The following is a 24,377-nucleotide window of genomic DNA, read 5'->3' as shown; positions in this document are numbered from 1 at the left end:
CCACCAGCACCTTGCCCGCCTTGAGTCGGGCCTGGCCTTCAGGGCCAAACCCCTTGACCAGGAAATGCCGGGCGTAGTGGGCGTGCTCCTGCTGACTGAAGCGTTCATCAGCCATATCAGCCTCCCGCCACGGCGCTGATGATCAGTGCCGTGGAGTCCGGGCGCAGGGTAATTTCGTTCCAGGGTTCCTGATCGGCATAGGGAATGTCGTCGATCACCAGGCTGATAAATGGCTTGAGGCAGTAATCGCCTTCGACAATAGCGCTGTACAACAGCGGCTCGTCAACACGCAGGCCATCCATCAGCTGTAAGGCAGTGGTACAGGGCAACGCCCAGGTTTTGCGACCATTGGTCAGGTCCGCGAATTGGCTGGCGATAATGATTTGGGGCATGGTCAGTTTCCTTGCGGGCGCTTGATAAGTTGCTCATGGCAGTCTTGCAGTGCAGCGAACACCAGGCTGCCCATCGCCGTGAAAAACGGGCGCTGGGCGGCTGTATCCAGGCAGCCGGCCAAATACTTGTGCAGGTACAACTGGCGCTCCGGGCCAGCCGCAGGACTGGGGAGCTGGCGGTAGTACGTCAGGGCCGCCGCGGCAAAGTGCGCAGCCGCCATCACCCCTCGCAGGGTCTTGCCACGTGTGCCCGAGGGCAGCACGTAATCCCTGGGCGCTTCGGGCGTTTGCAGGTCGTAGACCTCCATGACGAAGTTCAACCAGATGTGGGCATGTTCATGCACCAGGGTTTCTTCCAAAGGGATAGGCGAATCAAACGCCCTGCCCCCCAGGTAAATGGTCTGGGGAATCAATGCACTGGTCGAGCTGCTCATGGGCTGCACAAGCCTGCGGTACCGAACGGGAATACTGAAAAAACTATCCCAGGACGGCTTCGCCTGACACACAGCAGCCGTGGCCCTGCGGATCTGCTGCTGCTCGGCGTCCGAACAGTCCATGGACTCGAACTCCTCGACCTGGCTGGTGGCCAGGCGCTTGAACAGGGCTCGCGCGTTGGATGGCTCCAGGTAATCGGTCAACGCGGCATGGGCCTGGGGGTCAGCGTTGCGACGGCTGCACGCCACTGCGGCCAATAACGTGGCCGGTCGCACGCCTTCATCGATAAACGGCAAGCCGCCGACAGTGTTGAAAAACGCGTTAGGGCTCATAGCCAATCAACCCTCTGATCCGCTGAGCCAGCAACGCGAAGCCAGGAAGCCTTCAAGGTCCAGGCTCTTGATGCGAAACGCCTTGAAACCTGCCATGGCCTCGTCCACCTCGTGCTGCGCCATCTCACCGCTGGCCTGCAGCAATTTCTTCAAGCGCGACAAGGTCCGTTCGGCGTACCAGCGCTCCTTGAGGTCGCGGATAATCCCTTGGGCGACGTGCGCAGAAATCCTCTGCTGGTCCTGTAACGCGCCAACAAAGCCTCGCAAATGGATCAGCGGCTCGGACATGGCTCGATATGGCGCGTCGATCTCATGTACCAGCGTGACCTCGTCGTCATCGAACTCCGGATCGTCGCGGTAATGCCCATAGACAACCCCGTAACCTTGCATACCGAGAAAGCGCATTTCACTGGCGCGGATCGCCCCCATGGACGCCAGGCCCCAGATCTTCCAACCCTGGTCGATAGCGCGACGGATCTCGATATGACCCACTGAGGGGAAGCTGTGAAACGTGCCGTCGACAATCGCGATGCAGCCCGGTTGTGCATGCTGCTCGACCAGCGTTTGTATATCGCCGCGTCGCGCAGGGGCATGCACGACCACATCGGACTGCTCCAGCAACCCCGGCTCCATCCCTGCGGCCGTCGGCCCTACGAATAAATGCAGCTTCATGCGTGCTCCTACCTAGCGTGCGATATAGCGGGACAGGCGAGGACCTGCGCGCTTGAGTGCCGGCTGGAACGACTCCATGCCTGGAATAACTATTTTGACCACCGCCAACGGTGAGTCGTTTTTGCTCAACACCACCCGCAAGACCTGGCCGAATCCCTGCTCACGCAAGCGCCCGAGCAAACACTCAAGAGCAGAGTCAATGCTGTTGATCTGCGCATTGGCATCCTCGATCGTGGAGTAGGCGATAGCCTCAGTTGGGTCGTTGACATGACTGCGCAAGCGCGCAACGGCGTCGAGTTCCGCCTGGCGATCGCTGGCGGAGAAGTACTTGAAGCGCTCAATCAAATCATCCCGGCCACCATGGATATAAGACAGCCTTGATTGCGCCGCCTCGGCCAGGCCCCTGACTGACGCAATATCGCGGCACAGATGCAGGCCGGAGCCGCAGGAGATGGCGATAGGCGCATCGTCGGAAGGCTCCATGATGAACCCTTGGACGTAGGGCAACCCGATCACGCTAGGGGTGTAGCGCACCACTGCGCTCAACCCGGCGGCTTCGACGCGGTTGAACAAGGGGTCCAGAGTGTCGACGGGGCAATCGCGCAACATCAGGCGCGAGGTGTCTTTCATGAAGTTGAAGGCTTGCACGTCGCGCTCGACGATTTCGGCGATGCCATGCACGCTGGCTTCGTCCACGCTATTGCCTGAGCTGAGGCCATTGGTGCTGGTGCCGAAAATGCGCTGCCCCTGGTTTTCGCTAAAGGGCGAAAAAATCAGCTCGGCAGGCACTGCAAACTGTTGCCCGGTGGCGATGTCCTGCGCCTGCACGCACACCAAGGGGCCATCGGGGTCGATCGGTGCGCCGAGTATCGGGCAAAAATCAACGAAATCGTGGGCAAAGCCAGCTTGTGCCGCGACTTTGCGTGGCGTGGAAATGAACACGTCAATGTTGCGATTGCGGTATTCGGCGACGGCAAACTCGATGGCCTCCATGTAGGCACCGACCTGGGCCTCTTCGGCGCGCATACCCTTGCCGGCACTCACACAGAGCGAGCCTTCCACCGCATCGGGACGGATACTGGCAAATACCGGAATACCGATCTTGTCCAGCCAAGTGGTATTGGTGACCCGCGTGATACCCAATTGCACGGCAAGTTCTCTGGCATGGGCCAGTGTGTCGGACAGTGATGCCTTGCGCAAACTAGAGGTCATGCGATACATGTAGTTGCCTGCTGAAATCCTGATCAATAAGTGCGTGCTATTCGAACACTCGAATAGCACGCGCTGTATTACTTGCCGGCGTCTTCAATATCAGCGGAGATATTGTTATTGGATTCGTGAATAACAAACCCGGCGCGCATTTGGCCTTCGTCATTCAGAATATCGGCAAAGGCTTCTACAGCAGAGGCGTCAAGTGCGAAGGTTTCATTAGTTGCGTTCATGGTGTTCTCCTTGAATAACTGAATGCCGTTATCGGCTATCACTTTTCAGGGGCGTGGCGCATTTATTAACCATGCGACATTGTGTCGCCCCTGAAACAGCAAGAAGAGTTTTAGAGCACTGCGCGATCACACTCAACTACAAGATTTTGTAGTGCCACAGCGCTAATTTTTTCGACAGTGCCTTCATCGCCAATGAACATGGGCATTTAAACTGCCGACCTGCTCCATTATTCGCCCAACGAAAGCGTACTTATTTATAGGTTTTTTCCGCACTAGTAGCGATATGAAATCACTCAATTCAAGAAATAACAGATAAAAAAACCCGTACTTCAGTAAGTACGGGTTTGAATAAAACCATTGCCTGCTTATTTTTTCAGGCCGAGTTTCTTCAGTTCTTCATCACGCAATTCACGCCGCAGAATCTTGCCCACGTTAGTGGTTGGCAACGCATCCCGGAACTCAACGGCCTTGGGCACCTTGTAGCCAGTGACATTGGCACGCATGTGTTCCATCACCTGGTCCTTGGTCAGGGTAGCGCCGGGCTTGACCACGATGAAGAGCTTGATGTGCTCTCCGGACTTCTCGTCCGGCACGCCGATGGCTGCGCACTGCAATACGCCCGGCAAGCCTGCCAGCACGTCTTCCAGTTCGTTGGGGTAGACGTTGAAACCGGAGACCAGAATCATGTCCTTCTTGCGGTCGACAATGCGCATGTAGCCGTCTGGCTGAATGATCGCGATGTCGCCGGTCTTCAGCCAGCCCTCGCTGTCGAGCATCTCGTCGGTAGCTTCCTGGCGCTGCCAGTAGCCCTTCATCACTTGCGGACCTTTCACACACAGCTCGCCAGTTTCGCCCAGTGCAAGCTCAGTGCCGTCGTCGGCGATGACTTTACACGCGGTGGAAGGCACCGGAATGCCAATGGTGCCGATCTGGATATGCTGGATCGGGTTCACCGTGGCCACCGGGCTGGTTTCGGTCATGCCGTAGCCTTCGCAGATGCCACAGCCGGTCACGGCCTTCCAACGCTCGGCGGCCGCCAGTTGCAGGGCCATGCCGCCCGACAGGGTGACTTTGAGCGCGGAGAAGTCGAGCTTGCGGAAGGCTTCGTTGTTGCACAACGCCACGAACAGGGTGTTCAGGCCAACGAACCCGCTGAACTTCCACTTCGACAGTTCCTTGACCATTGCCGGCAGATCGCGCGGGTTGCTGATCAGGATGTTGTGGTTGCCGATCAGCATCATCGCCATGCAATGAAAGGTGAAGGCATAGATGTGATACAGCGGCAGCGGCGTGATCAGGATCTCGCAGCCTTCGTTGAGGTTGGAGCCCATCAGCGCCTTGCATTGCAGCATGTTGGCGACCAGGTTGCGGTGGGTCAGCATCGCGCCCTTGGCCACGCCGGTGGTACCGCCGGTGTATTGCAGCACCGCCACATCGCCGCTGGCCGGGCTGACATCATTGACCGGCTGGCCATGACCCTTGGCGAGCACGTCATTGAACTTGATGGCCTTGGGCAAGTGATACGCCGGAACCATCTTCTTCACGTACTTGATTACGCTATTGATCAGCAGGCGCTTGAACGGCGACAGCAGGTCGGCGACTTCAGTGACGATCACATGTTTGACGGCGGTCTTGGGCACGACTTTTTCAGCCAGGTGCGCCATATTGGCCAGGCAAACCAGGGCCTTGGCCCCGGAATCATTGAATTGATGTTCCATTTCCCGCGCGGTGTACAGCGGGTTGGTGTTGACCACGATCAGGCCGGCACGAATGGCGCCGAACACGGCGACCGGGTATTGCAGAACGTTGGGCAGTTGCACGGCGATTCGATCGCCGGGCTTCAAGTCGGTATGCTGTTGCAGATACGCGGCGAATGCCCCGGACAATTCGTACAGTTCACCGTAGGTGATGGTCTTGCCCAGGTTGCTGAAAGCCGGTTTGTTGGCGAAGCGCTGGCAGGACTGCTTCAGTACCGCCTGAATATTCGGATACTCGTCTGGATTGATCTGTGCAGCAATCCCGGCGGGGTACTTATCCTTCCAAAAGTCTTCATTCATGGAAGCCCACTCCTCAGCGACGCGAATTCATCATCGCATTTGATGCGATTATTATTGGTGTATGTTTTTTAGGTGAATCTGGCGCTTTCAAGCAGGCCGAGACGTCACAAAGCGCGCCGAGAGTAGCAGCTTTGCCAAGGGCCGCCTAGAGCCAAAAGAGGGCCCTACAGTCATAAACATGACTCAAGAACATCCAATGGTCACTTTTAGAGCAAAAATTCTATAGCTCCAGAAATGGCTCTAGAACAGGCCCTCAAGGGTGCAGAATGGCAATGTGGGAGCTGGCTTGCCTGCGATAGCGGTGGCTCAGTCAATTCAACCAGTGACTGAAACACTGCTATCGCAGCGATGCGGCGACCCGACAAGCCAGCTCCCACATTTTTTGCACCCGGTTTCAATTCAAGCGATGTCGCGCAGTTCCCGGCGCAGGATCTTGCCCACCGGCGTCATCGGCAAAGACTCCCTCAGCACAATGTGCTTGGGCACCTTGTACCCCGTGAAGTTGGCCTTGCAGTACGCCTTCAGTTCTTCAAGGCTCACGCCTTGGGCCCGCGCTACCACGAATAGCTTCACCGCCTCCCCCGTGCGCTCGTCCGGCACGCCGATCACCGCGCAATTGGCTACGGCCGGGTGGGCCATCACCACATCTTCGATTTCGTTGGGATAGACGTTGAAGCCGGAGACGATAATCAGGTCTTTCTTGCGATCAACAATGCTGACATAGCCGTCGGTGTCGATCACCGCAATGTCACCGGTCTTCAACCAGCCTTCAGCGTCCAGGGTCTCGGCGGTGGCGACCGGTTGCTGCCAATAGCCCTTCATCACCTGCGGGCCCTGGATGCATAACTCACCGCGCTCACCCAACGGCAGTTCGAGCCCTTGATCATCAACCACTTTCATGGCCGTGCCCGGCACCGGGATGCCCACGGTGCCCAGGCGTGACAGCTCGCCGTACGGGTTGGTGCTGGCCACCGGCGAGGTTTCGGTGAGGCCGTAGCCTTCGCCGATAGAGCAACCGGTCAGCGCCTTCCAGCGTTCTGCCGTGGCCTTGACCAGAGCGGTGCCGCCGGAGTTGGTGATTTTCAGATGGGAGAAATCCAGGCTCTTGAAATCCGGGTGATCCAGCAGCGCCACGAACAGCGTATTGAGCCCCAGCAATCCGGTGAAGCGCCACTGTTTGAGCTCTTTGATAAACCCGGCGATGTCCCGTGGATTGGTGATCAATACGTTGTGGTTGCCGGACACCATCATGCACATGCAGTTGGCCGTGAATGCATAGATATGGTACAGCGGCAGCGGCGCGATCATGACCTCCTGCCCTTCCTTGATCAGCGGGTGGCCGTCTTCACCCAGTTGCGACATGCACGCCCGCACCTGCTGCATGTTCGCCACCAGGTTGCCGTGGGTGAGCATCGCGCCCTTGGCCAGGCCGGTGGTGCCGCCGGTGTATTGCAGCACGGCGATATCGTCCAGGGTTACCGGATGGCGCGTCACCCCAAGGCCCGCGCCCATGCGCAACGCACGCTTGAACGACACGGCTCGTGGCAGGTGGTAGGCCGGAACCATCTTCTTCACTTTGTCGACCACCGTGTTGACCAGCCAGCCCTTGGCGGCGGGCATGAAGTCGCCCATCCTGGCTTCGATCAAGTAGTCGATCTCGGTGTCGGTACAAACCTCCTGCACCCGCGAACCGAACAGGTTGAGGTACACCAGCGCACGCACGCCCGCGTCCTTGAACTGGTGGCGCATCTCGCGCGGGGTGTACAGCGGGTTGGTATTGACCACGATCAGTCCGGCACGCAGTGCACCGAATACCGCGACGGGATAATGCAGCACGTTGGGCATCTGCACCGCGATGCGCTCGCCGGGCTTGAGGTCGGTGTGCTGTTGCAGGTAACCGGCGAACGCGGCACTTTGGCGTTCAAGCTCGGCGTAGGTCAGGGTAATGCCCATGTTGCTGAACGCCGGACGGTCGGCAAAGGTCTTGCAGGAGCGTTCGAAAACCTCGATCACCGACTTGTAGGTGGTGAGGTCGATGTCATTGGGAACGCCCGCCGCGCGTTTGTCATTCCAGAAATCAGGTTGCATTATTCTTGTCCTCTTACCTGAGTGTGTCCGGCCGCTTTAAGCGTTTATAAAAAGCGGAGCTTTGGCGACGTTAGCAGCTATAAGCAAACACGCAAATACGCTAAATCGTGTCATTGATTGTATGAATCTTGCGCCTAACGTGTAGGTAGATGCCTCGCCAATACGCAGATGAGCGATACACTGCAACGATCTGAGCAAAGGAAGCCGCCATGAACCACAGCACCTTCTGGCTGACCACGAATGACCACAGCCGCCTGTACGTCAACCAATGGCTGCCAGACAGCGCGCCCAGGGCGGTAGTGATGCTCTCCCACGGCATGGCCGAGCACAGTGGTCGTTATGCTCGCCTGGCCGACGCGTTGTGCGGCGCCGGCTACGGCGTGTATGCGTTGGACCAGCGCGGCCATGGGCGTACGGCCGATGAGGGCACCCTGGGGCTGTACGCTGAAAAGGATGGCTGGAACAAAGTAGTCGGCGACCTGGCCAGCCTCAACCAGCATATTGGCCAGCAGCAACCGGACCTGCCGATTATTTTGCTCGGCCATAGCATGGGCAGCTACATCGCCCAGGGCTATTTGCTGCACCACAGCGCCAGCCTGCATGGCGCGATTCTCAGCGGTTCGAATTTCCAGCCGGTGGTGTTATATAGCGCGGCCCGGCTGATCGCACGTATCGAACGCCTGCGCCAAGGGTTGCGCGGCCGTAGTGCGTTGATCGAGTTCCTCTCATTTGGCTCGTTCAACAAAGCGTTCAAGCCCAACCGCACCGCCTTCGACTGGCTGAGCCGCGACCCGGACGAAGTCGACAAGTACATCAACGACCCGCTCTGCGGTTTTCGTTGCACCAACCAGTTGTGGATCGACCTGCTGGGCGGCTTGCAGCAAATCAGCAAAGCGTCCAATCTCGCGCAGATCGACCCGGGCTTGCCGATCCTGGTGATGGGCGGCGAATGTGATCCGGTGAGCGAAGGCAAGCGTCTCAAGGACCTGGCCCACGCACTGCGTGAGGCCGGCTGCCAGAACGTGCAATTGAACCTCTACCCGCAGGCGCGGCATGAAGTGTTCAACGAAACCAACCGTGATGAAGTCACCGCCGACCTGCTGAGCTGGCTGGAACAGGCGCTGGCGTTGCGCAGGCCAACCCGCTGCGAATAGTTTTTGCTTTAAAATCAGCCGATTAATTATCGATAAGCCACAGGATGCACCTTTAGATGACCCAGGTAACCAACACCCCGTACGAAGCGCTCGAAGTAGGCCAGACCGCCAGCTTCAGCAAAACCGTCGAAGAGCGTGATATCCAGTTGTTCGCCGCCATGTCCGGCGACCACAACCCGGTGCACCTGGATGCCGAATACGCCAAGGCGACCATGTTCAAGGAGCGCATCGCCCACGGCATGTTCAGCGGTGCGCTGATCAGCGCGGCCGTGGCCTGCGAGCTGCCTGGGCCGGGCACTATCTACATCGGCCAGCAGATGACCTTCCAAAAGCCGGTCAAGATTGGCGACACCCTTACGGTGCGCCTGGAAATTCTCGAGAAGCTGCCGAAGTTTCGCGTACGCATCGCGACACGCGTATTCAACCAGCGTGATGAGTTGGTAGTGGACGGCGAGGCAGAGATTCTGGCGCCGCGTAAGCAGCAGGTGGTGACCTTGACCGAGTTGCCGCCGATCAGCATTGGCTGAGGCTGACTGCAATCTCTGCATTTACACAATACAAATGTGGGAAGGGGCTTGCCCCCGATCGCGGTGAGTCAGTCACTCAATAGTGTCAACTGACTTACCGCTATCGGGAGCAAGCCCGCTCCCACAATTGTTACTGTGCAGGTCTTACGACTGAGCGCGAGCCTGGTTACGCAGGGCTTTTACCTGGTCGTGGTTGCGCTGTACGCCGTGGTACTGACGCTCCACCAGATCACGAATGCCCAGCAGGTTGTGCTTGTTGATCTTCTCGATCGCTTCCTTGTAAGCCTTTAACGCGTGGTCTTCACCGCGCTCGGCTTCGTTCAATACTGCTTCTTCATCCTTGCCGGTGACCATCGACTTAACGTCGACCCAGCCACGATGCAGCGCGCCGGCCATACTGCCGGAATCTTCAGGGTCGCCACCCAAAGCACGTACAGCGGTTTTCAGCTCTTCGGCAGCCGTACCGCAATCAACAGCACGCTTGGCAAACAGTGCCTTGAGCTCAGGATGCTTGATATCTTCAGCGCACTCCTTGAAACCCTTTTGGCCGTCGATGCTGGTCTCGATCAGGTCGTTCAGTACGGAGATCGATTCTTTATTGATGTCAGTCATTTTTCAATTCCTTGTACGGGTTAGAAGGTTGACTTGGTTATTGCAGCGCCCGTGCCAGGTTTTAAAAAATTAATTTACATTTTAAATTCAATAAGTTACGAAATATTGAACCATCTGTATGTGCGTTATTTGCATGATCTGTCATTTGGCCTTCATGCAGAATGCCTGTATTTTCGAAGACCTCGCCTCAATCCCACGAAGCTCATGAATCCTGAAAAGCTCGAACTGCTGATCACCCGCCAAATGCCCTTCGGCAAATACAAGGGTCGGATCATCGCCGACCTGCCCGGCCCCTACCTGAACTGGTTCGCTCGTGAAGGTTTCCCTCACGGTGAGCTGGGCGGTTTACTGGCCTTGATGCAGGAAATTGACCACAACGGCCTGTCCGAACTGCTCGAACCGCTGCGCGTTAAACACGGTAAACCTGCCCCTCATCATTGAGAGAATTGCCATGCCAAGGAATGCCGATAACGAATCCCACTGGCACGCCATCGCTCAGCGCTATGACCTGCAACCCGGGCCGATCAACCTGGAAAACGGCTACTTCGGGCGCATGAGCCGTGCGGTGCAGGCGCAGTACCTTGAGCACATCAGCTTTATCAACCGCAGCAACTCGGTGCATGTGCGCCAGCGTTTTGAACAAGGTGAAAACATCGAGATTCGCCGTGGCCTGGCTGCGCTGATTGACGTTGACCCCGAGTCGATCGCCTTCACTCGCAACGCTACCGAAGCCTTGCAGTCACTGATCCGCAACTACAACCGCCTGCAACCGGGCGACCAGGTGCTGATCAGCGATTTGGAATACGACACGGTCAAGGGCGCCATGCGTTGGCTAGCCGATGTTCGCGGCGTGGAGGTGATCGAGGTGTCGCACAGCCACCCGGCCAGTTTCGACAGCCTGGTGCAGACGTATACCGAGACGTTCGCGCAGTATCCGCGCCTTAAAATGATGGCCCTGACCCACGTCACTCACCGCACCGGCCTGGTGATGCCCGTTGCCGCCATCGCCCTGGCTGCGCGGGAACAGGGAATCGACGTGATCCTCGACGGCGCTCACGCCCTCGGACAAATTGAGTTCAACCTCGCCGAACTGGGCATTCAATTTGCGGGGTTCAACCTGCACAAATGGATTGGCGCGCCGCTGACGCTGGGCTTTATGTATATCGCCCCGGAGCGCCTGGCCGCTATCGACCCGGACATGGGCGAGTTTCACTACTCCGCCACTGACGTGCGTGCTCGTACGTCCTACAGCACACCCAACTTCCCAGCGCTGATGACCTTGCCGCTGGTCTTTGAAGAGCATCGAGACCTGGGTGGCGCGGCAGCCAAGGGCGCACGGGTCAATTACCTGCGCGATCTGTGGGTAAGCCAGGTCAGGCCATTGGCGGGGATTGAAGTGCTGACGTCGGATGATCCGCGCTTGTATTGCGGCATTACTGCATTCAAGTTCATCGGGCGCGATCAGCAGTCAATGGTAGACAGGCTGCTCAAGGAGCACGACCTGTTCACCACCACGCGCACGGGGGCGGCATTTGGCACCTGCATTCGGGTGACGCCGGGGCTGGTGACCTCAGCGGCGGACATCAATGCGCTGGTCCACGCGATTACCCAACTAAACACCGTGTAAAACTGTGGGAGCTGGCTTGCCTGCGATAACCATAGGTATCTACACAAACCACGATGCGAAGCGAGCCGCTCTTGATCTGCTTTTGATCTTGATCTTAGGCGCCCCCCCCCAAATCCATGGCGGATTACGGGCACACCGAGCCTAAGCGAGGTGCCGAGTGGTGGGGCAAGAGCCCTTTGGTTACTTTGGGCTGGGCCGGCATTCCGGCTCTTTTCCAAAGTGACCCGCTGTCAGAGCGGAACCCTAAGTGGCCGTTACCGCAGGAATGGATATGTACACGGTCCAACTGTGTTGACTGTCAGGCCGTCTTCGCAGGCAAGCCAGCTCCCACATTGGATCGCGGGGCATCAGTTATATCTGTGTCGGCTGCCAGGCCGTCACGGGAGCAAGCTCCCTCGCCACAGATTTAGCGTCGCGCCGAAGTTGTGTAGATACCTATGCTGCGATAACGGTGTATCAGCCAAAGATGGGCTAACTGATAAATAGCTATCGCAGGCAATCCAGCTCCCACCTTCAAAGCGGCGATGTGCTTGAGGTTTTTTTTACAGGCAAAAAAAAAGCGGCACACCGACCAAGTGCGCCGCAAAAATGCCGTTAAGCACAGCAACAACGATTCGATAAATCAGCTCAGTCCAGCAGCGCCAGCGCCTGCGCGGTGACTTCCTGGATGCGTGCCCAGTCGCCGTTCTTGACCCACTCGGGATCAAGCATCCAGCTGCCGCCCACGCACATCACGTTTTTCAACGCCATGTAACTTTTGATATTGGCCGGGCCAACGCCGCCGGTCGGGCAGAATTTCACTTCGCCAAACGGGCCGCCCAGCGCCTTGATGGCCGCGACGCCGCCGCTCACTTCGGCCGGGAACAACTTGAAGCGGCGATAACCCAGGCCATAGCCTTCCATGATGCCGGAGGCGTTGCTGATGCCCGGCAGCAGCGGGATCGGGCTGTGCACCGAAGCTTCCAGCAGGTCGCGGGTGATGCCAGGGGTGACGATAAATTGCGAGCCCGCCACTTCGGCCGCTTCAAGCATGTGACGATCAAGCACGGTACCGGCACCGGTGCACAGCTCAGGACGCTGCTCGCGCAAAACCTGAATGGCCTTGAGGCCGAACTCGGAACGCAGGGTCACTTCCAACGCGGTCAAACCGCCGGCTGCCAGGGCATCGGCCAGCGGCAGGATGTCCTGCTCGCGAGCGATGGTGATCACCGGCAGGATTCGCGCCTTGGCGCATAGGCTGTCGATCAAGGCAACTTTATCCGCCATGGACACGGTCGGTTGAGGGCTTTTCATAGCGGCTGATCCTTGGCTCATGGGCACCAGTAAATCTCAAGAGTAGGTTGCAAAAACGCGCGAATCGGCATGGCAGCAACATCGTCGCTGGCCAGCGCGGCGCTCAAGGTGGTCAATTTCGAACTGCCGGAAATCGACAGCACGGTGTAGTTGGCCGTGGCCAGCAGCGCACGACTCATGGTCAGGCGCTGGTGCGGTACGGTCGGCGCCAGCATCGGCCAGCAACGGCGGGTACCGTCGGTCTTCAGGGCTTCAGCCAGGTTGGGGCTGTTGGGGAACAGCGAGGCGGTGTGACCGTCATCGCCCATGCCCAGCACCAGCACATCAATGCGAGGCAGTTCGGCCAGCAGGCGATCGGCCTGCTCGGCAGCGTCTTCAAGGTTGGCAGCGGGGCTGTACAGGCTCAAGAACTTCGCCTTGGCCGCCGGGCCTTGCAGCAAGTGTTGCTTCAACAGGCCAGCATTGCTGTCGGCATGTTCGACCGGCACCCAGCGTTCATCGGCCAGGGAGATGGTGACTCTGGACCAGTCCAGGCCCTGCTTGGCCAGGTTCTGGAAGAACGCCACGGGGCTGCGGCCACCGGAGACCACCAGGGTCGCCTCGCCACGGGCGCTGATGGCAGCGCGCAGTTGCTCGGCCACGTCATGGGCCAGGCCATCGGCCAGCAGCGTGGACGTACGGTACTCATGAGCAGTGACGCCCTGAGGCAGTTTCAATTCAGATATCGCCATACCACGACCTCCCATCCCGCGTAATCAGTGCAATCGAGCTCATCGGCCCCCAGGACCCCGCCGCATACGGCTTGGGCGCATCACCGGACTTTTTCCAGCCGGCGATCAACTGGTCGCACCACTTCCACGCGGCTTCGATTTCATCTTTGCGAACAAACAGGTTCTGATTGCCGCGCATCACTTCCAACAACAACCGCTCGTAGGCATCCGGGATGCGTGCGCTGCGATAGGTGTCGGAAAAATTCAGTTGCAGTGGGCCGCTGCGCAGTTGCATGCCCTTGTCCAGGCCCTGCTCCTTGGTCATCACGCGCAAGGAAATACCTTCGTCCGGTTGCAGGCGGATGATCAGTTTGTTGCTGATCTGCAAGCGCTGCTCGGGGGCGAAAATGTAGTGGGACGGTTCCTTGAAGTGGATGACGATCTGCGACAGCTTTTGCGGCATACGTTTGCCGGTACGCAGGTAGAACGGCACCCCGGCCCAACGCCAGTTGCGGATATCGGCACGCAGGGCGACGAAGGTTTCGGTGTCGCTCTGGGTGTTGGAATTGTCTTCCTCCAGATAACCCGGCACCGCTTTGCCAGCGCTGTAGCCGGCGATGTATTGGCCACGTACCACCTGGGTGGTCAGGCCCTCGGGGCTGATCGGCGCCAGGGCCTTGAGCACCTTGACCTTCTCGTCACGGATGCTGTCGGCGGACAGGTCGGCCGGCGGGTCCATGGCGATCAGGCACAGCAGCTGCAGCAGGTGGTTCTGGATCATGTCGCGCAGCTGGCCGGCCTTGTCGAAGTAACCCCAACGGCCTTCGATGCCGACCTGCTCGGCCACGGTGATTTCCACGTGTGAGATGTAGTTCTGGTTCCACTGGGTTTCGAACAAACTGTTGGCGAAACGCAGGGCGATCAGGTTCTGGACGGTCTCTTTGCCCAGGTAGTGGTCGATGCGGTAGGTGCGGTTTTCCGGGAAAAACTGCGCCACGGCATCGTTGACCTTGCGCGAGGATTCCAGGTCCGAACCGATGGGCTTTTCCAGGACCACGCGGGTATTGTCCGCCAGGCCGACCTTGGACAGGTTCTCGCAGATCGCCCCGTACACCGCCGCGGGGGTGGCGAAGTAGGCGATCAAGCGTTGATCACTGCCGACCTTTTCGGCAAGGGCGACGTAGTCGTCAGCCTTCATGAAGTCGACATGCACGTAGGCCAGGCGCGCCAGGAAGCGCACGGCCACGGCTTCGTCGAGTTCCTTGCCGACGTATTTACGCAATTCTTTTTCGATATGGGCCAGGTGTTGCGGCTCGCTGCCGGCTTCACGGGCCAGGGCCAGGATGCGCGTGTCGTCGTGCAGCAGCCCGGCGCCATCGAGCTGATAGAGGGCAGGAAATAACTTGCGCAGCGCCAGATCACCCAAGGCGCCAAACAGGGCAAAGGTGCAGGGTTCTACGGTTATCGAAGGCATGATGTTTGTTCTTTTATCAAGTTAAGCTACAAATACCTTTTTTCAAGGCATCACTCAAGGAAAAATGTAGTAATAACCACAACATTTTCCGGAAATACGCATTGCGAGTGGTGGTGTTCAGCTACCCTCAGTAGGATAGGCCACCGCGAAAAGCCACTCATCGATTGGTTACCGCCTTTTTATTTGCATCGTCGCCCGAAGGAAAGACTGAATGGACCGCGTGCGAAATCTTCTGGAACAGATCCGGAACCGCCTCGAAGAATTGAACAAGGCCGAGCGCAAAGTCGCTGAAGTCATCCTGCTTAACCCGCAGCAGGCCACACGCTTCTCGATCGCCGCCCTCGCCCAGGCCGCCTCGGTCAGCGAACCGACGGTCAACCGCTTCTGCCGTTCGTTCGGTGTCAGCGGCTACCCTGAACTTAAATTGCAACTGGCGCAAAGCCTGGCCAGTGGCGCCGCGTATGTCAGCCGTGCCGTAGAGGCCGATGATAACCCCGAGGCCTACACCCAGAAGATCTTTGGCAGCGCCATTGCGTCCCTGGACAGCGCCTGCCAGGCCCTGGACCCGGCGTTGATCAGCAAGGCCGTGGACTTGTTGATCCAGGCACGGCAGATCCACTTCTTCGGCCTGGGCGCCTCAGCGCCAGTGGCGATGGATGCGCTGCACAAGTTTTTCCGCTTCAACCTGGCGGTGACCGCTCACGCCGACGTGCTGATGCAACGCATGATCGCTTCGGTGGCGCATACCGGCGAACTGTTCGTGATCATTTCCTATACCGGGCGTACCCGCGAGCTGGTGGAAGTGGCGCGTATCGCCCGGGAAAACGGTGCGTCGGTACTGGGTGTGACCGCCGAGAACTCGCCGCTGGCCAAGGCCAGTACGGTGAGCCTGAATATTCCGCTGCCGGAAGATACCGACATTTACATGCCGATGACTTCGCGGATCATCCAGCTAACGGTGCTGGATGTGCTGGCAACCGGTATGACCCTGCGTCGCGGGGTGGATTTCCAGCCGCATTTGCGCAAGATCAAAGAGAGCCTGAATGACAGCCGGTATCCGGTGGGGGATGAGTTCAACTAGCAGGCAGCCCTGCCAGCAGTACCGGCCTTATCGCAGGCAAGCCAGCTCCCACATTTGGAATGCATTCCCCTGTGGGAGCTGGCTTGCCTGCGATAGCGCCATCAGCCACACCGCTAAGCCCCAGCCCGCGCCTGCAAACTCAGATGCGCCCTCTCCCCCGGCGCCAGGCTCGCCGCCGCCATCGCCGCCTCTACGCACACAAACCCCGACGCTTCGTTAAAGCTCACACCCAATAATGGCCGGCTCCCCGGGTGCCACACCACGGTGTCGGCGCTGTCACCGGTGTCGATGCACAGTTCGCGCTGCCAGGCGTGATCCTTGAGCTGCAGTTCGCCTTCGTGCTGGAACACTCGCTGGCAACCGCCATCAACTCGAAGTTCGCCTTCCTGCTGGCAAACCTGACGATTGAGTTGGTCGTAACCCTGCGCGCCGTCGAGCCCAGACAGCGCTACCTCATCAACGTGACCAATACGCCAGTAAGCGTGCAAAGCATGGCTCAGCTGGCACGGCAGCTCGTCCTGGTGCTCGGTGCTCAGGCGCAGTTCCAGGGTTTCGCCCAGGTGTGCGTGCAAGTCCACCTGCCAGTCGCACAACTGCAATTGCCAGTGCAGGCGAACGCCCTCGTCATCGGTGCTGCTGTCGAGCAACTTCCAGTCGATCAAGCGCGCCCAGCCATGGGACGGCCAGGCGTTTTCGCTGGGGTGACGGCCATACCATGGCCAGCACACCGGTATGCCACCACGGATCGCCCCGACTTGCGGCCATTTGGCGGCACACCACAGCCACGGCTTTTGGCCGGTGGGCTGAAAGTGCAGCAATTGCGCGCCCTGGCGACTGAACACCGCCTGGCACAGCGGATGGTCGATCACCAACACGTCGCGCATCTGAAAACGCTCCCAGGCGAACACCGGCCGCTCGCGCAGGGATTTGAAAAAGCGTTGCAGCGGTTGCTCATGCATGTGCACAGGTCCTGAATATCACAGTGCAAGCCAAAAAAAAGCGGATAGCCATGGCTACCCGCAAATGCGCACAGAGAGAGGAGCTTATCGCAACAGCGTTAGAACGTAGACTGAATTTTCAGGCCGGCGACCAAGGCGTTGTCGACTTCATCCACACCACCTGGGTGGGTGATGTATTGCAGGTTAGGGCGTACGGTCAGCCAATTGGTAACATGGAAACCGTAGTTGATTTCGTAGTTGTACTCAGTGCCTTGCAGCGGCATGTAACCCGCCTGGCTGTAGTCAGTGAAACCAGCGGCCGCGTTACGCAGCTCTGCGGTTTTCTTCACGTCATCGTTGACATGGATACGGGCAAAACCGATGCCGATGTCGTCTTTCGGACGGGCATCAAACGGGCCCTTGTACACAAACATCAGCGACTGGTAGTTGTCGATGAAGTTGGTGTCCTTGTCGTGGAAGGTGACGTTAGCTGCAACGTTCAGACCACGGGAGGCATCACCGTTGTGGGTGGTGAGTTGCTGTTGCACCACGCCCCAGTAGCCGCTTTTGCTGTTGCGAACGCGCAGGGCATCGCCGGTGGCGCCAGCGTCGCCGCCGTTGACGTCTTCACGCACATCATTGGCGTCAGCCGTGCTCTTGTAGTAACCCACACGGTATTCGCCCGGCAGGCCATTGACCTTCGGCGACCACACCAATTCAACTGGCAACACGGTGCCTTTGGTGCCGCTGCCGCTGAGTTTGAAGCCGTTGCCCATTTCGGTTTGCGACGGGTTCTGGTTGTATGCGCCAATTTGCGCATACAGCTCAGGCGTGATGTGGTATTTCACACGCAGAGCCGCCTGGCTGACTGGCCAGTTGTACCAGATGTTGGTAGCCCAGTTACCCACTTGGGAACCGCAGAACGCCAGGTTCTGGAACTCGCACGGGAAGGTGTTGAAGTCTTCGCCTTCGCCGAAGTAACCGGCTTTTACGTCCAGCTTGCCGTCGAGGAACTGGTGCTGGATCCACAATTGGGTCAGACGCACCATGTGGCCACGGCCATACACTTCCTGCGACGAGCTCAAGGTGCCGGCACGCGGGTCACCAATACGATCATTGGAGATGTTCTCGCCATTACGATTGGTCAACTGGATCTTGGCCTGGGTGTTATCCCAGCCCCAGAGTTTTTGCAGGTCCAGTGCCACACCAAGACCAAACTGGTCAGAGTAGCGACCGGTCTTGTCGTCGTTGTAGCCACCGTGAGCGTTGTAGCCCATCTCCCCAACGTAGTCGGCCTTGATGTCGATACCTTGCTCGATCAGCTTGGTACGCTCACCGCCCCAATCGCCGGTCATCCATTTGGAATCGGCACTGAAGGCTTCATCCGCCATCGCATTGGCGGACAAAACCAGGGCTGCTACTGCTGACAGTTGGCAGATCAGCCGGGTGTTGTTGTGTTGCTTTTTCATCCCTACATCCTCGTCTTTATTGTTATTAAACTGTTTTTATCTAACGCGGGTTACATTTTTTAATTAAAACAACCAGTTATCTTCTTTTTCCTGTGGGAGCCGGGCTTGCCCGCGATGCAGCCGCCTCGGTCCTGCAGTTACAACGCGGTGACGCCATCGCGGGCAAGCCCGGCTCCCACAGATGCCCCCAGTGAGCCAGCAGTCCCCAATCGCTCACCGGTCTTGGCGTCAAACAGCAGCACCTTGGCCGGGTCGAATTGCAGCGTCAGCGTCTCGCCCACCTGCGGCGCGACGTCCGGCGCCAAACGGCAGCAGACCTTGGTGTCGTTGAGCTGCACAAACACCAGGGTGTCCGGGCCGGTGGGCTCGGTCACCTGCACTTCGGCGCGAATGGTCGACGAGCCATTGCCCTCGCCCGCCGCCAGCACGATCTGCTCCGGGCGCAGGCCGAGGATCACATCGCGGTCTTCCAACCCGGCGTCATTCATGCTCAGCGGCAATTCGCAACGCGCCTGGCCGCTGTCGAGCAGCGCGACCAAACCGCCGTTCTGGCGTTTTAGGCGCATGGGAACGAAGTTCATCGGTGGTGAACCGATAAAGCTTGCCACAAACAGGTTGGCCGGGTCGTTATAGATTTCCTTCGGCGTGCCGAATTGTTGGATGATGCCGTCCTTCATCACCGCCACTTTATCGCCCAGGGTCATCGCTTCGATCTGGTCGTGGGTGACGTAGACGGTGGTGGTTTTCAGACGCTGGTGCATCAGCTTCATTTCGGTACGCATCTCGACACGCAACTTGGCGTCGAGGTTGGACAGCGGTTCGTCGAACAGGTAGATCTTCGGCCGACGCGCCAGCGCTCGGCCCATGGCCACACGCTGTTGCTGGCCGCCGGACAACTGGCCCGGCTTGCGGTTTAGCAGGTGTTCGATCTGCAGCAGCTTGGCCACGCGGGCGACTTCGGCGTCGATGTCGGCTTGCGGCATTTTGCGAATCTTCAGGCCGAACTCGATATTCTCACGCACGCTCATGGTCGGGTACAGCGCGTAGGACTGGAACACCATGGCGATGTCGCGATCCTTGGGGCTCATGCCGCTGACGTCCTGGTCGCCGATCATGATCGCGCCGCCGGTGATGGTCTCAAGGCCGGCGATGCAGTTCATCAGCGTGGACTTGCCGCACCCCGAAGGGCCGACCAGGATCAGGAATTCGCCTTCCTTGATCGACAGTTCAATGTTCTTCAAGGTGTCGGGCAGGCCGGCGCCGTAGGTTTTGTTTACATTGCGAAGTTCAAGCGTAGCCATGATTACCCCTTGACCGCGCCAGCCGTAAGGCCGCGCACGAAATACTTGCCTGCGATCACATAGACCAGCAGGGTCGGCAGCCCGGCGATCATCGCCGCCGCCATATCCACGTTATATTCCTTGGCCCCTGTGCTGGTGTTGACCAGGTTGTTCAGCGCCACCGTGATGGGCTGGGAGTCGCCGCTGGAAAACACCACGCCGAACAGGAAGTCGTTCCAGATCTGCGTGAACTGCCAAATCAGGCAGACCATGATGATCGGCGTCGACATCGGCAGAATGATCTGACGGAAGATGGTGAAGAAACCCGCACCGTCCAGGCGTGCCGCCTTGATCAGCGCATCCGGAATGCTCACGTAGTAGTTACGGAAGAACAGCGTGGTGAACGCCAGGCCGTAGACCACGTGGATAAACACCAGGCCGGTAGTGGTGCTCGCCAGGCCCATCTTGCCGAGGGTGAACGACGCGGGCAGTAGCACGGTCTGGAACGGCAGGAAGCAGCCGAACAGCAACAACCCGAAGAACAGTTGCGAACCACGGAAGCGCCAGAACGACAGCACATAGCCGTTCAAGGCCCCGATGGCAGTAGAAATCAGCACGGCTGGAACAGTGATCTTGATCGAGTTCCAGAAGTAACCGTCCACAGTGGCCCAGGCCTTGACCCAGCCGATACCGGATACCACGGTCGGCCAGCTCAGCAGGTTGCCGCTGCTGATGTCTTCGGGGGTCTTGAAGCTGGTGAGCAGCATCACCACCAGCGGCACCAGGTACAGCAGCACGGCGAGGATCAGCACCGCATAGATCGCGATACGACTCAGGCTGATGGCAGGTTTGGAGGCGAGACTAGTCATTACGTTTGGTCCTCAGCTCGGAGTAGAGGTACGGCACGATGATCGCGAGGATCGCACCGAGCATCAGGATTGCACTGGCCGAGCCCATGCCCATCTGGCCACGGCTGAAGGTGAACGAGTACATGAACATCGCCGGCAGGTCGGACGAGTAGCCCGGGCCGCCTGCGGTCATCGCCGCTACCAGGTCGAAGCTCTTGATCGCGATGTGCGCCAGGATCATCACCGCACTGAAGAACACCGGACGCAGACTGGGCAACACCACGCTCCAGTAAATGCGCGGCAGGCTGGCACCGTCGATCTGCGCAGCGCGAATGATCGACTGATCAACCCCACGCAGGCCGGCCAGGAACATCGCCATGATAAAGCCCGAGGCTTGCCACACAGCGGCGATCACCAGGCAGTAAACCACGCGGTCGGGGTCGATCAGCCAGTCGAGACGGAAGCCTTCCCAGCCCCAGTCCCGCAAAAGTTTGTCCAGGCCCATGCCCGGGTTGAGCAGCCATTTCCAGGCGGTACCGGTGACAATCATCGAGAGCGCCATCGGGTACAGGTAAATGGTGCGGATAAAGCCTTCGCGACGGATTTTCTGGTCGAGGAAAATCGCCAGCGTCACGCCGATCACCAGGGTGATACCGATGAACATCCCGCCAAACAGCGCCAGGTTCTTGCTCGCCACCCACCAACGGTCGTTGTCGAACAAACGCTCATACTGAGCCAGGCCCGCCCACTTGTAGCTGGGCAGAAACGTGGAGGTGGTGAACGACAGCACGAACGTCCAAAGGATGTAGCCGTAAAAGCCCACCAGCACGATGAACATGCTCGGCGCCAGCACCAGTTTGGGCAGCCAGCGTTGCAGCACATCGAACGGCGAGGCCTTGCTGAACACAGCAACAGAACTCATGGGAAAATCCAGTACAGGGAAAAAGGACTAGCATCTGAACCGAACCCTGTAGGAGCGAGCTTGCTCGCGAAGGACTTCAACGATAACGCGTGCATACAGGATGAACGCGGTGACCTTGAGTTTTTCGCGAGCAAGCTCGCTCCTACAGATGGCTGTGTTACTTGGCCGACTTGATCGCCGCGCCAAGCTTCTTGGCGGTATCGGCCGGGTCAGCTTTCGGGTCGTTGATGTAGTTGGTCACCACGTCGAAGAACGCACCTTGCACCGCCAGGGTGGTGGCCATGTTGTGCGCCATGCTTGGCTGCAGGCCGCCGGTCTTGGCGTCGGTCAGGAAGTCCTTGGCGGCGGTCTGGGCACAGGAGTCGAAGCCATAGGACTCCATCTTGGTCAGCATGTCGTTACGCACAGGGATCGAGCCCTTGTTGATGCTGAACACTTTCTGGAAGTTTTCACCCAGCACGACTTTGGCGATGTCCTGCTGACCTGCGGCAGTGCCTTTGTCTTTCTGCTTGAACACCGCCAGGGAGTCGATGTTGTAGGTGAAGGCTTTGTCGGTGCCCGGGAACGCTACGCACTCGTAGTCCTTGCCGGCGACTTTCTTGGCGGCAGTCCATTCGGACTTGGCCCAGTCACCCATGATCTGCATACCGGCCTTGCCGTTGATGACCTTGCCGGCTTCCAGGTTCCAGTCCTGGCCTTTGCCGTCCACGTCCATATAGGTCGCAACTTTCTTCAGCTCAGTGAGGGACTTGACCATTTGCGGACCGGTCAGGGCGTCGTTATCCAGGTCAACCAGGGCTTTCTTGTAGCCGTCAGCCCCCATGACCGAGAGCACTACCGCTTCGAAAACGGTGCTGTCCTGCCAAGGCTGGCCGCCGTGGGCGAGCGCAATGAAGCCGGCAGCCTTGAGCTTGTCGCCGGCTGCGTAGAATTCTTCGAGGGTGGTCGGGTTCTTGGTGATACCGGCTTTCTTGAAGACTTCCGGGTTGATCCACAGCCAGTTCACGCGGTGGATATTCACCGGTACGGCTACGTAGTCACCGTCGTACTTCACGGTGTCGGAGACTTTCTTGTCGAGCAGGGAATCCCACTTTTCTTCTTTGGCGACGTCTTTGAGCACGTCGGTATCAAGCAGGCCAGTGGACGCCCATTCCTGGATGTCGGGGCCTTTGATCTGGGCAACCCCAGGTGGGTTGCCGGCAACCGCGCGGCTTTTCAGCACGGTCATGGCAGTGGCGCCACCGCCACCTGCAACAGCGCCGTCTTTCCAGGTGAAGCCGTCTTTCTCAACTTGGGCCTTCAGCACATCCACAGCTGCTTTTTCACCGCCGGAAGTCCACCAATGCACCACTTCCACCGTACCTTTGGAGTCGGCGGCAAATGCACTGAGGGGAAACATCGAGGCAATGGAAACAGCAACGGCGAGGCGATTAATCGCGTTCATCTGAGTACCTTTTTTGTTGTTATGCATGCAAGTCTAGAGCTTGCGCTGCACGGAGTTTAAACAGGGATTTTCCTGGCGCAGGTAACAAAGGGACGCACAAATGTCACCACTTGGTGACATAGCGCCCGCTGCCCAATGCACTGGCCAGGCTGGGTGCCAAGGGTAACGCAGGCAGCACGACCGCTTGCCAGGCATGGTACAGATCAGGTTTGCCGCCCCAGATTGTGCTGCTGGGTTGGTTGTGCGGGCTGAGTTCGTGGTGCCAGCTGCCATGGAGTCGGTCGATGAAATGGGTTTCGCAAAACTCCCAGATACGTCGATACCAGATCTCGTAATGCAGTTCACCCGTACGTTTGAGCAGTGCCTGAGCTGCGGCGCTGGCTTCTGCGTGGGTCCAGTGCAAGCGCTCGCGTACAACCGGGCGCCGGTTCCAATCCAAAGTGTAGACAATGCCCGGCGCACCATCCACGGCCCAGGCATATTCGCAGGCGCTGGCGAACAGCCCTTTGGCATCGTTAACCAACCAATCCGGCGTCTGCAACCCGGCCTGCAGGCGCGCAGCTTCCAGATGCAGGACCAGCCGCGCCCATTCGAAACCATGGCCGGGGGTGATGCCGTAGGGGCGAAAACCATCGGCGGGGTTATCTTCGTTGTAGCCCAGTAGAGGTTTCCACTGCGCGTCAAAATGCTCGATCACCATGAACTGGTTGCTGGCGGCATGGGTGTGGATCACCCGCTCGACGATGCGCAGCGCACGGTCCAGCCAACGGCTGTCAGCGGTGACATCGGCCAGGGCCAGGAAGGCTTCGGTGGCGTGCATGTTGCTGTTGGCACCGCGATAGGTTTCGACACCACTCCAGTCCTGGGCGAAGGATTCCAGCATGGCGCCCTCCTCCTCGCTCCAGAAGAACTGGTTGATGATATGGATGGCGTCGTTCAACAAGGTTTGCGCGCCCGGCGCGCCCGCCACCACGGCAGAGCTGGCGGCCAAAGCCACGAATGCATGCAGGTACGCTGCCTTGCCGGTGTTGCCATCCTGGGCCTGGGGCGCGGCGAACCAGCCACCGTGCTCACTGTCACGCAACGGCCCGCTGAGGGCCATCACGCCATGCGCCACCAGCTCCGCATAACCGGGCAGCCCCATGGCGTGGGCCATGGCGAAGCTGTGGGTCATACGGGCGGTGTTCATGGTTTCGGCGCGGGCATCGACGGGCAACTGGCCTTTATCGTCCAGGTTGCCGAACCCGTCCGGCAGGCGCGATGCCTTGGCGAACGCCAACAGGCGCTGGCCTTCAGCGGCGAGCCAGGCGTGGTGGGCAGGTGCGTTCAGCCAACTGCTGGCAGGCAGTGGTTGCATGGTCATGGGTGGCCCTTTTTGTTTTTTGTGGGATGACCGGAGTCTAAACAAGGGCGCAGGAGGGGCAAGTAACGAAGGGGAGAAGAAATGTCACCAAGCGGTGACAATCAACACCCTAATGTAGGAGCGAGCTTGCTCGCGAAAAGCTAACAAGCGCCGCCTTTATTCAGGAAACCTGCCTGGTCATTAACGTTTTTCGCGAGCAAGCTCGCTCCTACACAGG

The 24,377-nt window shown here is 58.8% G+C and carries 23 protein-coding genes; 5 read left to right on the top strand and 18 right to left on the bottom strand.

Going from position 1 to position 24,377, the window contains the following annotated elements:
- Positions 1–116: 116 nt before the first annotated feature.
- The 7 genes from JFT63_RS09385 to fadD2 form a co-directional block, all read right to left on the bottom strand.
- Positions 117–392: a MoaD/ThiS family protein gene (locus JFT63_RS09385; protein ID WP_057704232.1), complete on the bottom strand. Its 276-nt coding sequence runs from the start codon at positions 390–392 to the stop codon at positions 117–119.
- Positions 393–394: 2 nt separating this feature from the next.
- Positions 395–1,159 carry an aKG-HExxH-type peptide beta-hydroxylase gene (locus tag JFT63_RS09380; protein WP_198843831.1) on the bottom strand — a complete coding sequence of 255 codons (765 nt, stop codon included), beginning with the start codon at positions 1,157–1,159 and terminating at the stop codon, positions 395–397.
- Positions 1,160–1,165: 6 nt separating this feature from the next.
- The gene (locus tag JFT63_RS09375; protein WP_198708190.1) at positions 1,166–1,831 is read right to left on the bottom strand and encodes a TfuA-like protein; all 666 of its coding nucleotides are present in this window, start codon (positions 1,829–1,831) and stop codon (positions 1,166–1,168) included.
- 12 nt (positions 1,832–1,843) lie between these two features.
- Positions 1,844–3,043, bottom strand: coding sequence for a YcaO-like family protein (locus tag JFT63_RS09370; protein WP_198843830.1), 1,200 nt, complete (start codon positions 3,041–3,043; stop codon positions 1,844–1,846).
- A gap of 77 nt (positions 3,044–3,120) precedes the next feature.
- Positions 3,121–3,273 (bottom strand): hypothetical protein, encoded by a 153-nt coding sequence (locus JFT63_RS09365; RefSeq protein ID WP_157243946.1) that lies wholly within the window; start codon positions 3,271–3,273, stop codon positions 3,121–3,123.
- Positions 3,274–3,638: 365 nt separating this feature from the next.
- Entirely contained in the window at positions 3,639–5,330 is a 1,692-nt protein-coding gene (gene fadD1, locus JFT63_RS09360; protein WP_057704235.1) for a long-chain-fatty-acid--CoA ligase FadD1, read from the bottom strand.
- Between the two features lie 399 nt (positions 5,331–5,729).
- Positions 5,730–7,418 (bottom strand): long-chain-fatty-acid--CoA ligase FadD2, encoded by a 1,689-nt coding sequence (fadD2, locus tag JFT63_RS09355; RefSeq protein ID WP_198843829.1) that lies wholly within the window; start codon positions 7,416–7,418, stop codon positions 5,730–5,732.
- A gap of 209 nt (positions 7,419–7,627) precedes the next feature.
- Here fadD2 and JFT63_RS09350 point away from each other — a divergent pair, with 209 nt between their 5' ends.
- Positions 7,628–8,572: an alpha/beta hydrolase gene (locus tag JFT63_RS09350; protein WP_198843828.1), complete on the top strand. Its 945-nt coding sequence runs from the start codon at positions 7,628–7,630 to the stop codon at positions 8,570–8,572.
- Positions 8,573–8,628: 56 nt separating this feature from the next.
- Positions 8,629–9,099 carry a MaoC family dehydratase gene (locus tag JFT63_RS09345; RefSeq protein ID WP_003193747.1) on the top strand — a complete coding sequence of 157 codons (471 nt, stop codon included), beginning with the start codon at positions 8,629–8,631 and terminating at the stop codon, positions 9,097–9,099.
- 144 nt (positions 9,100–9,243) lie between these two features.
- Here the strand turns inward: JFT63_RS09345 and JFT63_RS09340 are convergent, their stop codons facing one another.
- Positions 9,244–9,711, bottom strand: coding sequence for a ferritin-like domain-containing protein (locus tag JFT63_RS09340; RefSeq protein ID WP_057704238.1), 468 nt, complete (start codon positions 9,709–9,711; stop codon positions 9,244–9,246).
- A gap of 204 nt (positions 9,712–9,915) precedes the next feature.
- Between JFT63_RS09340 and JFT63_RS09335 the strand changes: the two genes are divergently transcribed.
- Both JFT63_RS09335 and JFT63_RS09330 read left to right on the top strand, forming a co-directional pair.
- Entirely contained in the window at positions 9,916–10,152 is a 237-nt protein-coding gene (locus JFT63_RS09335) for a DUF3820 family protein (protein WP_198843827.1), read from the top strand.
- 10 nt (positions 10,153–10,162) lie between these two features.
- The gene (locus tag JFT63_RS09330) at positions 10,163–11,338 is read left to right on the top strand and encodes an aminotransferase class V-fold PLP-dependent enzyme (RefSeq protein ID WP_198843826.1); all 1,176 of its coding nucleotides are present in this window, start codon (positions 10,163–10,165) and stop codon (positions 11,336–11,338) included.
- A gap of 627 nt (positions 11,339–11,965) precedes the next feature.
- On the opposite strand, the gene JFT63_RS09325 is transcribed toward JFT63_RS09330, so the two are convergent.
- From JFT63_RS09325 to zwf, 3 genes are read right to left on the bottom strand one after another with little or no spacing between them, the layout of a single operon-like run.
- On the bottom strand, positions 11,966–12,631 hold the full coding sequence (locus JFT63_RS09325; protein WP_026067364.1) for a bifunctional 4-hydroxy-2-oxoglutarate aldolase/2-dehydro-3-deoxy-phosphogluconate aldolase: 666 nt from the start codon (positions 12,629–12,631) through the stop codon (positions 11,966–11,968).
- A 17-nt stretch (positions 12,632–12,648) separates the two neighbouring features.
- On the bottom strand, positions 12,649–13,362 hold the full coding sequence (gene pgl / locus JFT63_RS09320; protein ID WP_198843825.1) for a 6-phosphogluconolactonase: 714 nt from the start codon (positions 13,360–13,362) through the stop codon (positions 12,649–12,651).
- On the bottom strand, positions 13,349–14,815 hold the full coding sequence (zwf, locus tag JFT63_RS09315) for a glucose-6-phosphate dehydrogenase (RefSeq protein ID WP_198843824.1): 1,467 nt from the start codon (positions 14,813–14,815) through the stop codon (positions 13,349–13,351). Before zwf ends, pgl begins: the two co-directional genes overlap by 14 nt.
- Positions 14,816–15,035: 220 nt before the next feature.
- On the opposite strand from zwf, the gene JFT63_RS09310 reads away from it, so the two are divergent.
- Positions 15,036–15,896, top strand: a complete 861-nt coding sequence (locus JFT63_RS09310) for a MurR/RpiR family transcriptional regulator (protein ID WP_169856377.1) — start codon at positions 15,036–15,038, stop codon at positions 15,894–15,896.
- Positions 15,897–16,009: 113 nt separating this feature from the next.
- On the opposite strand, the gene JFT63_RS09305 is transcribed toward JFT63_RS09310, so the two are convergent.
- The 7 genes from JFT63_RS09305 to JFT63_RS09275 form a co-directional block, all read right to left on the bottom strand.
- A complete protein-coding gene (locus JFT63_RS09305; RefSeq protein ID WP_198843823.1) occupies positions 16,010–16,855 on the bottom strand; it encodes a D-hexose-6-phosphate mutarotase in 846 nt (281 codons plus the stop codon).
- A gap of 98 nt (positions 16,856–16,953) precedes the next feature.
- On the bottom strand, positions 16,954–18,303 hold the full coding sequence (locus tag JFT63_RS09300) for a carbohydrate porin (protein WP_057704244.1): 1,350 nt from the start codon (positions 18,301–18,303) through the stop codon (positions 16,954–16,956).
- Positions 18,304–18,440: 137 nt separating this feature from the next.
- On the bottom strand, positions 18,441–19,604 hold the full coding sequence (locus JFT63_RS09295; protein WP_198843822.1) for an ABC transporter ATP-binding protein: 1,164 nt from the start codon (positions 19,602–19,604) through the stop codon (positions 18,441–18,443).
- 2 nt (positions 19,605–19,606) lie between these two features.
- Positions 19,607–20,452: a carbohydrate ABC transporter permease gene (locus JFT63_RS09290; protein ID WP_005790778.1), complete on the bottom strand. Its 846-nt coding sequence runs from the start codon at positions 20,450–20,452 to the stop codon at positions 19,607–19,609.
- Complete coding sequence (locus JFT63_RS09285) at positions 20,445–21,353, bottom strand: carbohydrate ABC transporter permease (RefSeq protein ID WP_005790780.1); 909 nt, start codon at positions 21,351–21,353, stop codon at positions 20,445–20,447. Before JFT63_RS09285 ends, JFT63_RS09290 begins: the two co-directional genes overlap by 8 nt.
- Before the next feature lie 157 nt (positions 21,354–21,510).
- Positions 21,511–22,797, bottom strand: a complete 1,287-nt coding sequence (locus JFT63_RS09280; RefSeq protein WP_186560479.1) for an ABC transporter substrate-binding protein — start codon at positions 22,795–22,797, stop codon at positions 21,511–21,513.
- Between the two features lie 103 nt (positions 22,798–22,900).
- Positions 22,901–24,160 carry a D-mannose isomerase gene (locus JFT63_RS09275; RefSeq protein ID WP_198843821.1) on the bottom strand — a complete coding sequence of 420 codons (1,260 nt, stop codon included), beginning with the start codon at positions 24,158–24,160 and terminating at the stop codon, positions 22,901–22,903.
- Positions 24,161–24,377 lie beyond the last annotated feature (217 nt).

Source organism: Pseudomonas sp. MF7453 (assembly GCF_016405455.1).
GTDB lineage: Bacteria > Pseudomonadota > Gammaproteobacteria > Pseudomonadales > Pseudomonadaceae > Aquipseudomonas > Aquipseudomonas paralactis.
Note: the sequence above shows the minus strand (reverse complement) of the source record. Positions and strands in the feature narration are given on the sequence as shown.

What these genes read in the sequence shown, in the direction of transcription:
- JFT63_RS09280 (WP_186560479.1), bottom strand. Translation starts at nt 22,797, where the DNA reads ATGAACGCGATTAATCGCCTCGCCGTTGCTGTTTCCATTGCCTCGATG.
- JFT63_RS09385 (WP_057704232.1), bottom strand. Translation starts at nt 392, where the DNA reads ATGCCCCAAATCATTATCGCCAGCCAATTCGCGGACCTGACCAATGGT.
- JFT63_RS09285 (WP_005790780.1), bottom strand. Translation starts at nt 21,353, where the DNA reads ATGAGTTCTGTTGCTGTGTTCAGCAAGGCCTCGCCGTTCGATGTGCTG.
- zwf (WP_198843824.1), bottom strand. Translation starts at nt 14,815, where the DNA reads ATGCCTTCGATAACCGTAGAACCCTGCACCTTTGCCCTGTTTGGCGCC.
- JFT63_RS09295 (WP_198843822.1), bottom strand. Translation starts at nt 19,604, where the DNA reads ATGGCTACGCTTGAACTTCGCAATGTAAACAAAACCTACGGCGCCGGC.
- JFT63_RS09380 (WP_198843831.1), bottom strand. Translation starts at nt 1,159, where the DNA reads ATGAGCCCTAACGCGTTTTTCAACACTGTCGGCGGCTTGCCGTTTATC.
- JFT63_RS09305 (WP_198843823.1), bottom strand. Translation starts at nt 16,855, where the DNA reads ATGCATGAGCAACCGCTGCAACGCTTTTTCAAATCCCTGCGCGAGCGG.
- JFT63_RS09370 (WP_198843830.1), bottom strand. Translation starts at nt 3,043, where the DNA reads ATGACCTCTAGTTTGCGCAAGGCATCACTGTCCGACACACTGGCCCAT.
- fadD1 (WP_057704235.1), bottom strand. Translation starts at nt 5,330, where the DNA reads ATGAATGAAGACTTTTGGAAGGATAAGTACCCCGCCGGGATTGCTGCA.
- JFT63_RS09350 (WP_198843828.1), top strand. Translation starts at nt 7,628, where the DNA reads ATGAACCACAGCACCTTCTGGCTGACCACGAATGACCACAGCCGCCTG.
- JFT63_RS09365 (WP_157243946.1), bottom strand. Translation starts at nt 3,273, where the DNA reads ATGAACGCAACTAATGAAACCTTCGCACTTGACGCCTCTGCTGTAGAA.
- JFT63_RS09330 (WP_198843826.1), top strand. Translation starts at nt 10,163, where the DNA reads ATGCCAAGGAATGCCGATAACGAATCCCACTGGCACGCCATCGCTCAG.
- JFT63_RS09300 (WP_057704244.1), bottom strand. Translation starts at nt 18,303, where the DNA reads ATGAAAAAGCAACACAACAACACCCGGCTGATCTGCCAACTGTCAGCA.
- JFT63_RS09335 (WP_198843827.1), top strand. Translation starts at nt 9,916, where the DNA reads ATGAATCCTGAAAAGCTCGAACTGCTGATCACCCGCCAAATGCCCTTC.
- JFT63_RS09345 (WP_003193747.1), top strand. Translation starts at nt 8,629, where the DNA reads ATGACCCAGGTAACCAACACCCCGTACGAAGCGCTCGAAGTAGGCCAG.
- JFT63_RS09375 (WP_198708190.1), bottom strand. Translation starts at nt 1,831, where the DNA reads ATGAAGCTGCATTTATTCGTAGGGCCGACGGCCGCAGGGATGGAGCCG.
- JFT63_RS09290 (WP_005790778.1), bottom strand. Translation starts at nt 20,452, where the DNA reads ATGACTAGTCTCGCCTCCAAACCTGCCATCAGCCTGAGTCGTATCGCG.
- fadD2 (WP_198843829.1), bottom strand. Translation starts at nt 7,418, where the DNA reads ATGCAACCTGATTTCTGGAATGACAAACGCGCGGCGGGCGTTCCCAAT.
- JFT63_RS09325 (WP_026067364.1), bottom strand. Translation starts at nt 12,631, where the DNA reads ATGAAAAGCCCTCAACCGACCGTGTCCATGGCGGATAAAGTTGCCTTG.
- JFT63_RS09340 (WP_057704238.1), bottom strand. Translation starts at nt 9,711, where the DNA reads ATGACTGACATCAATAAAGAATCGATCTCCGTACTGAACGACCTGATC.
- pgl (WP_198843825.1), bottom strand. Translation starts at nt 13,362, where the DNA reads ATGGCGATATCTGAATTGAAACTGCCTCAGGGCGTCACTGCTCATGAG.
- JFT63_RS09275 (WP_198843821.1), bottom strand. Translation starts at nt 24,160, where the DNA reads ATGACCATGCAACCACTGCCTGCCAGCAGTTGGCTGAACGCACCTGCC.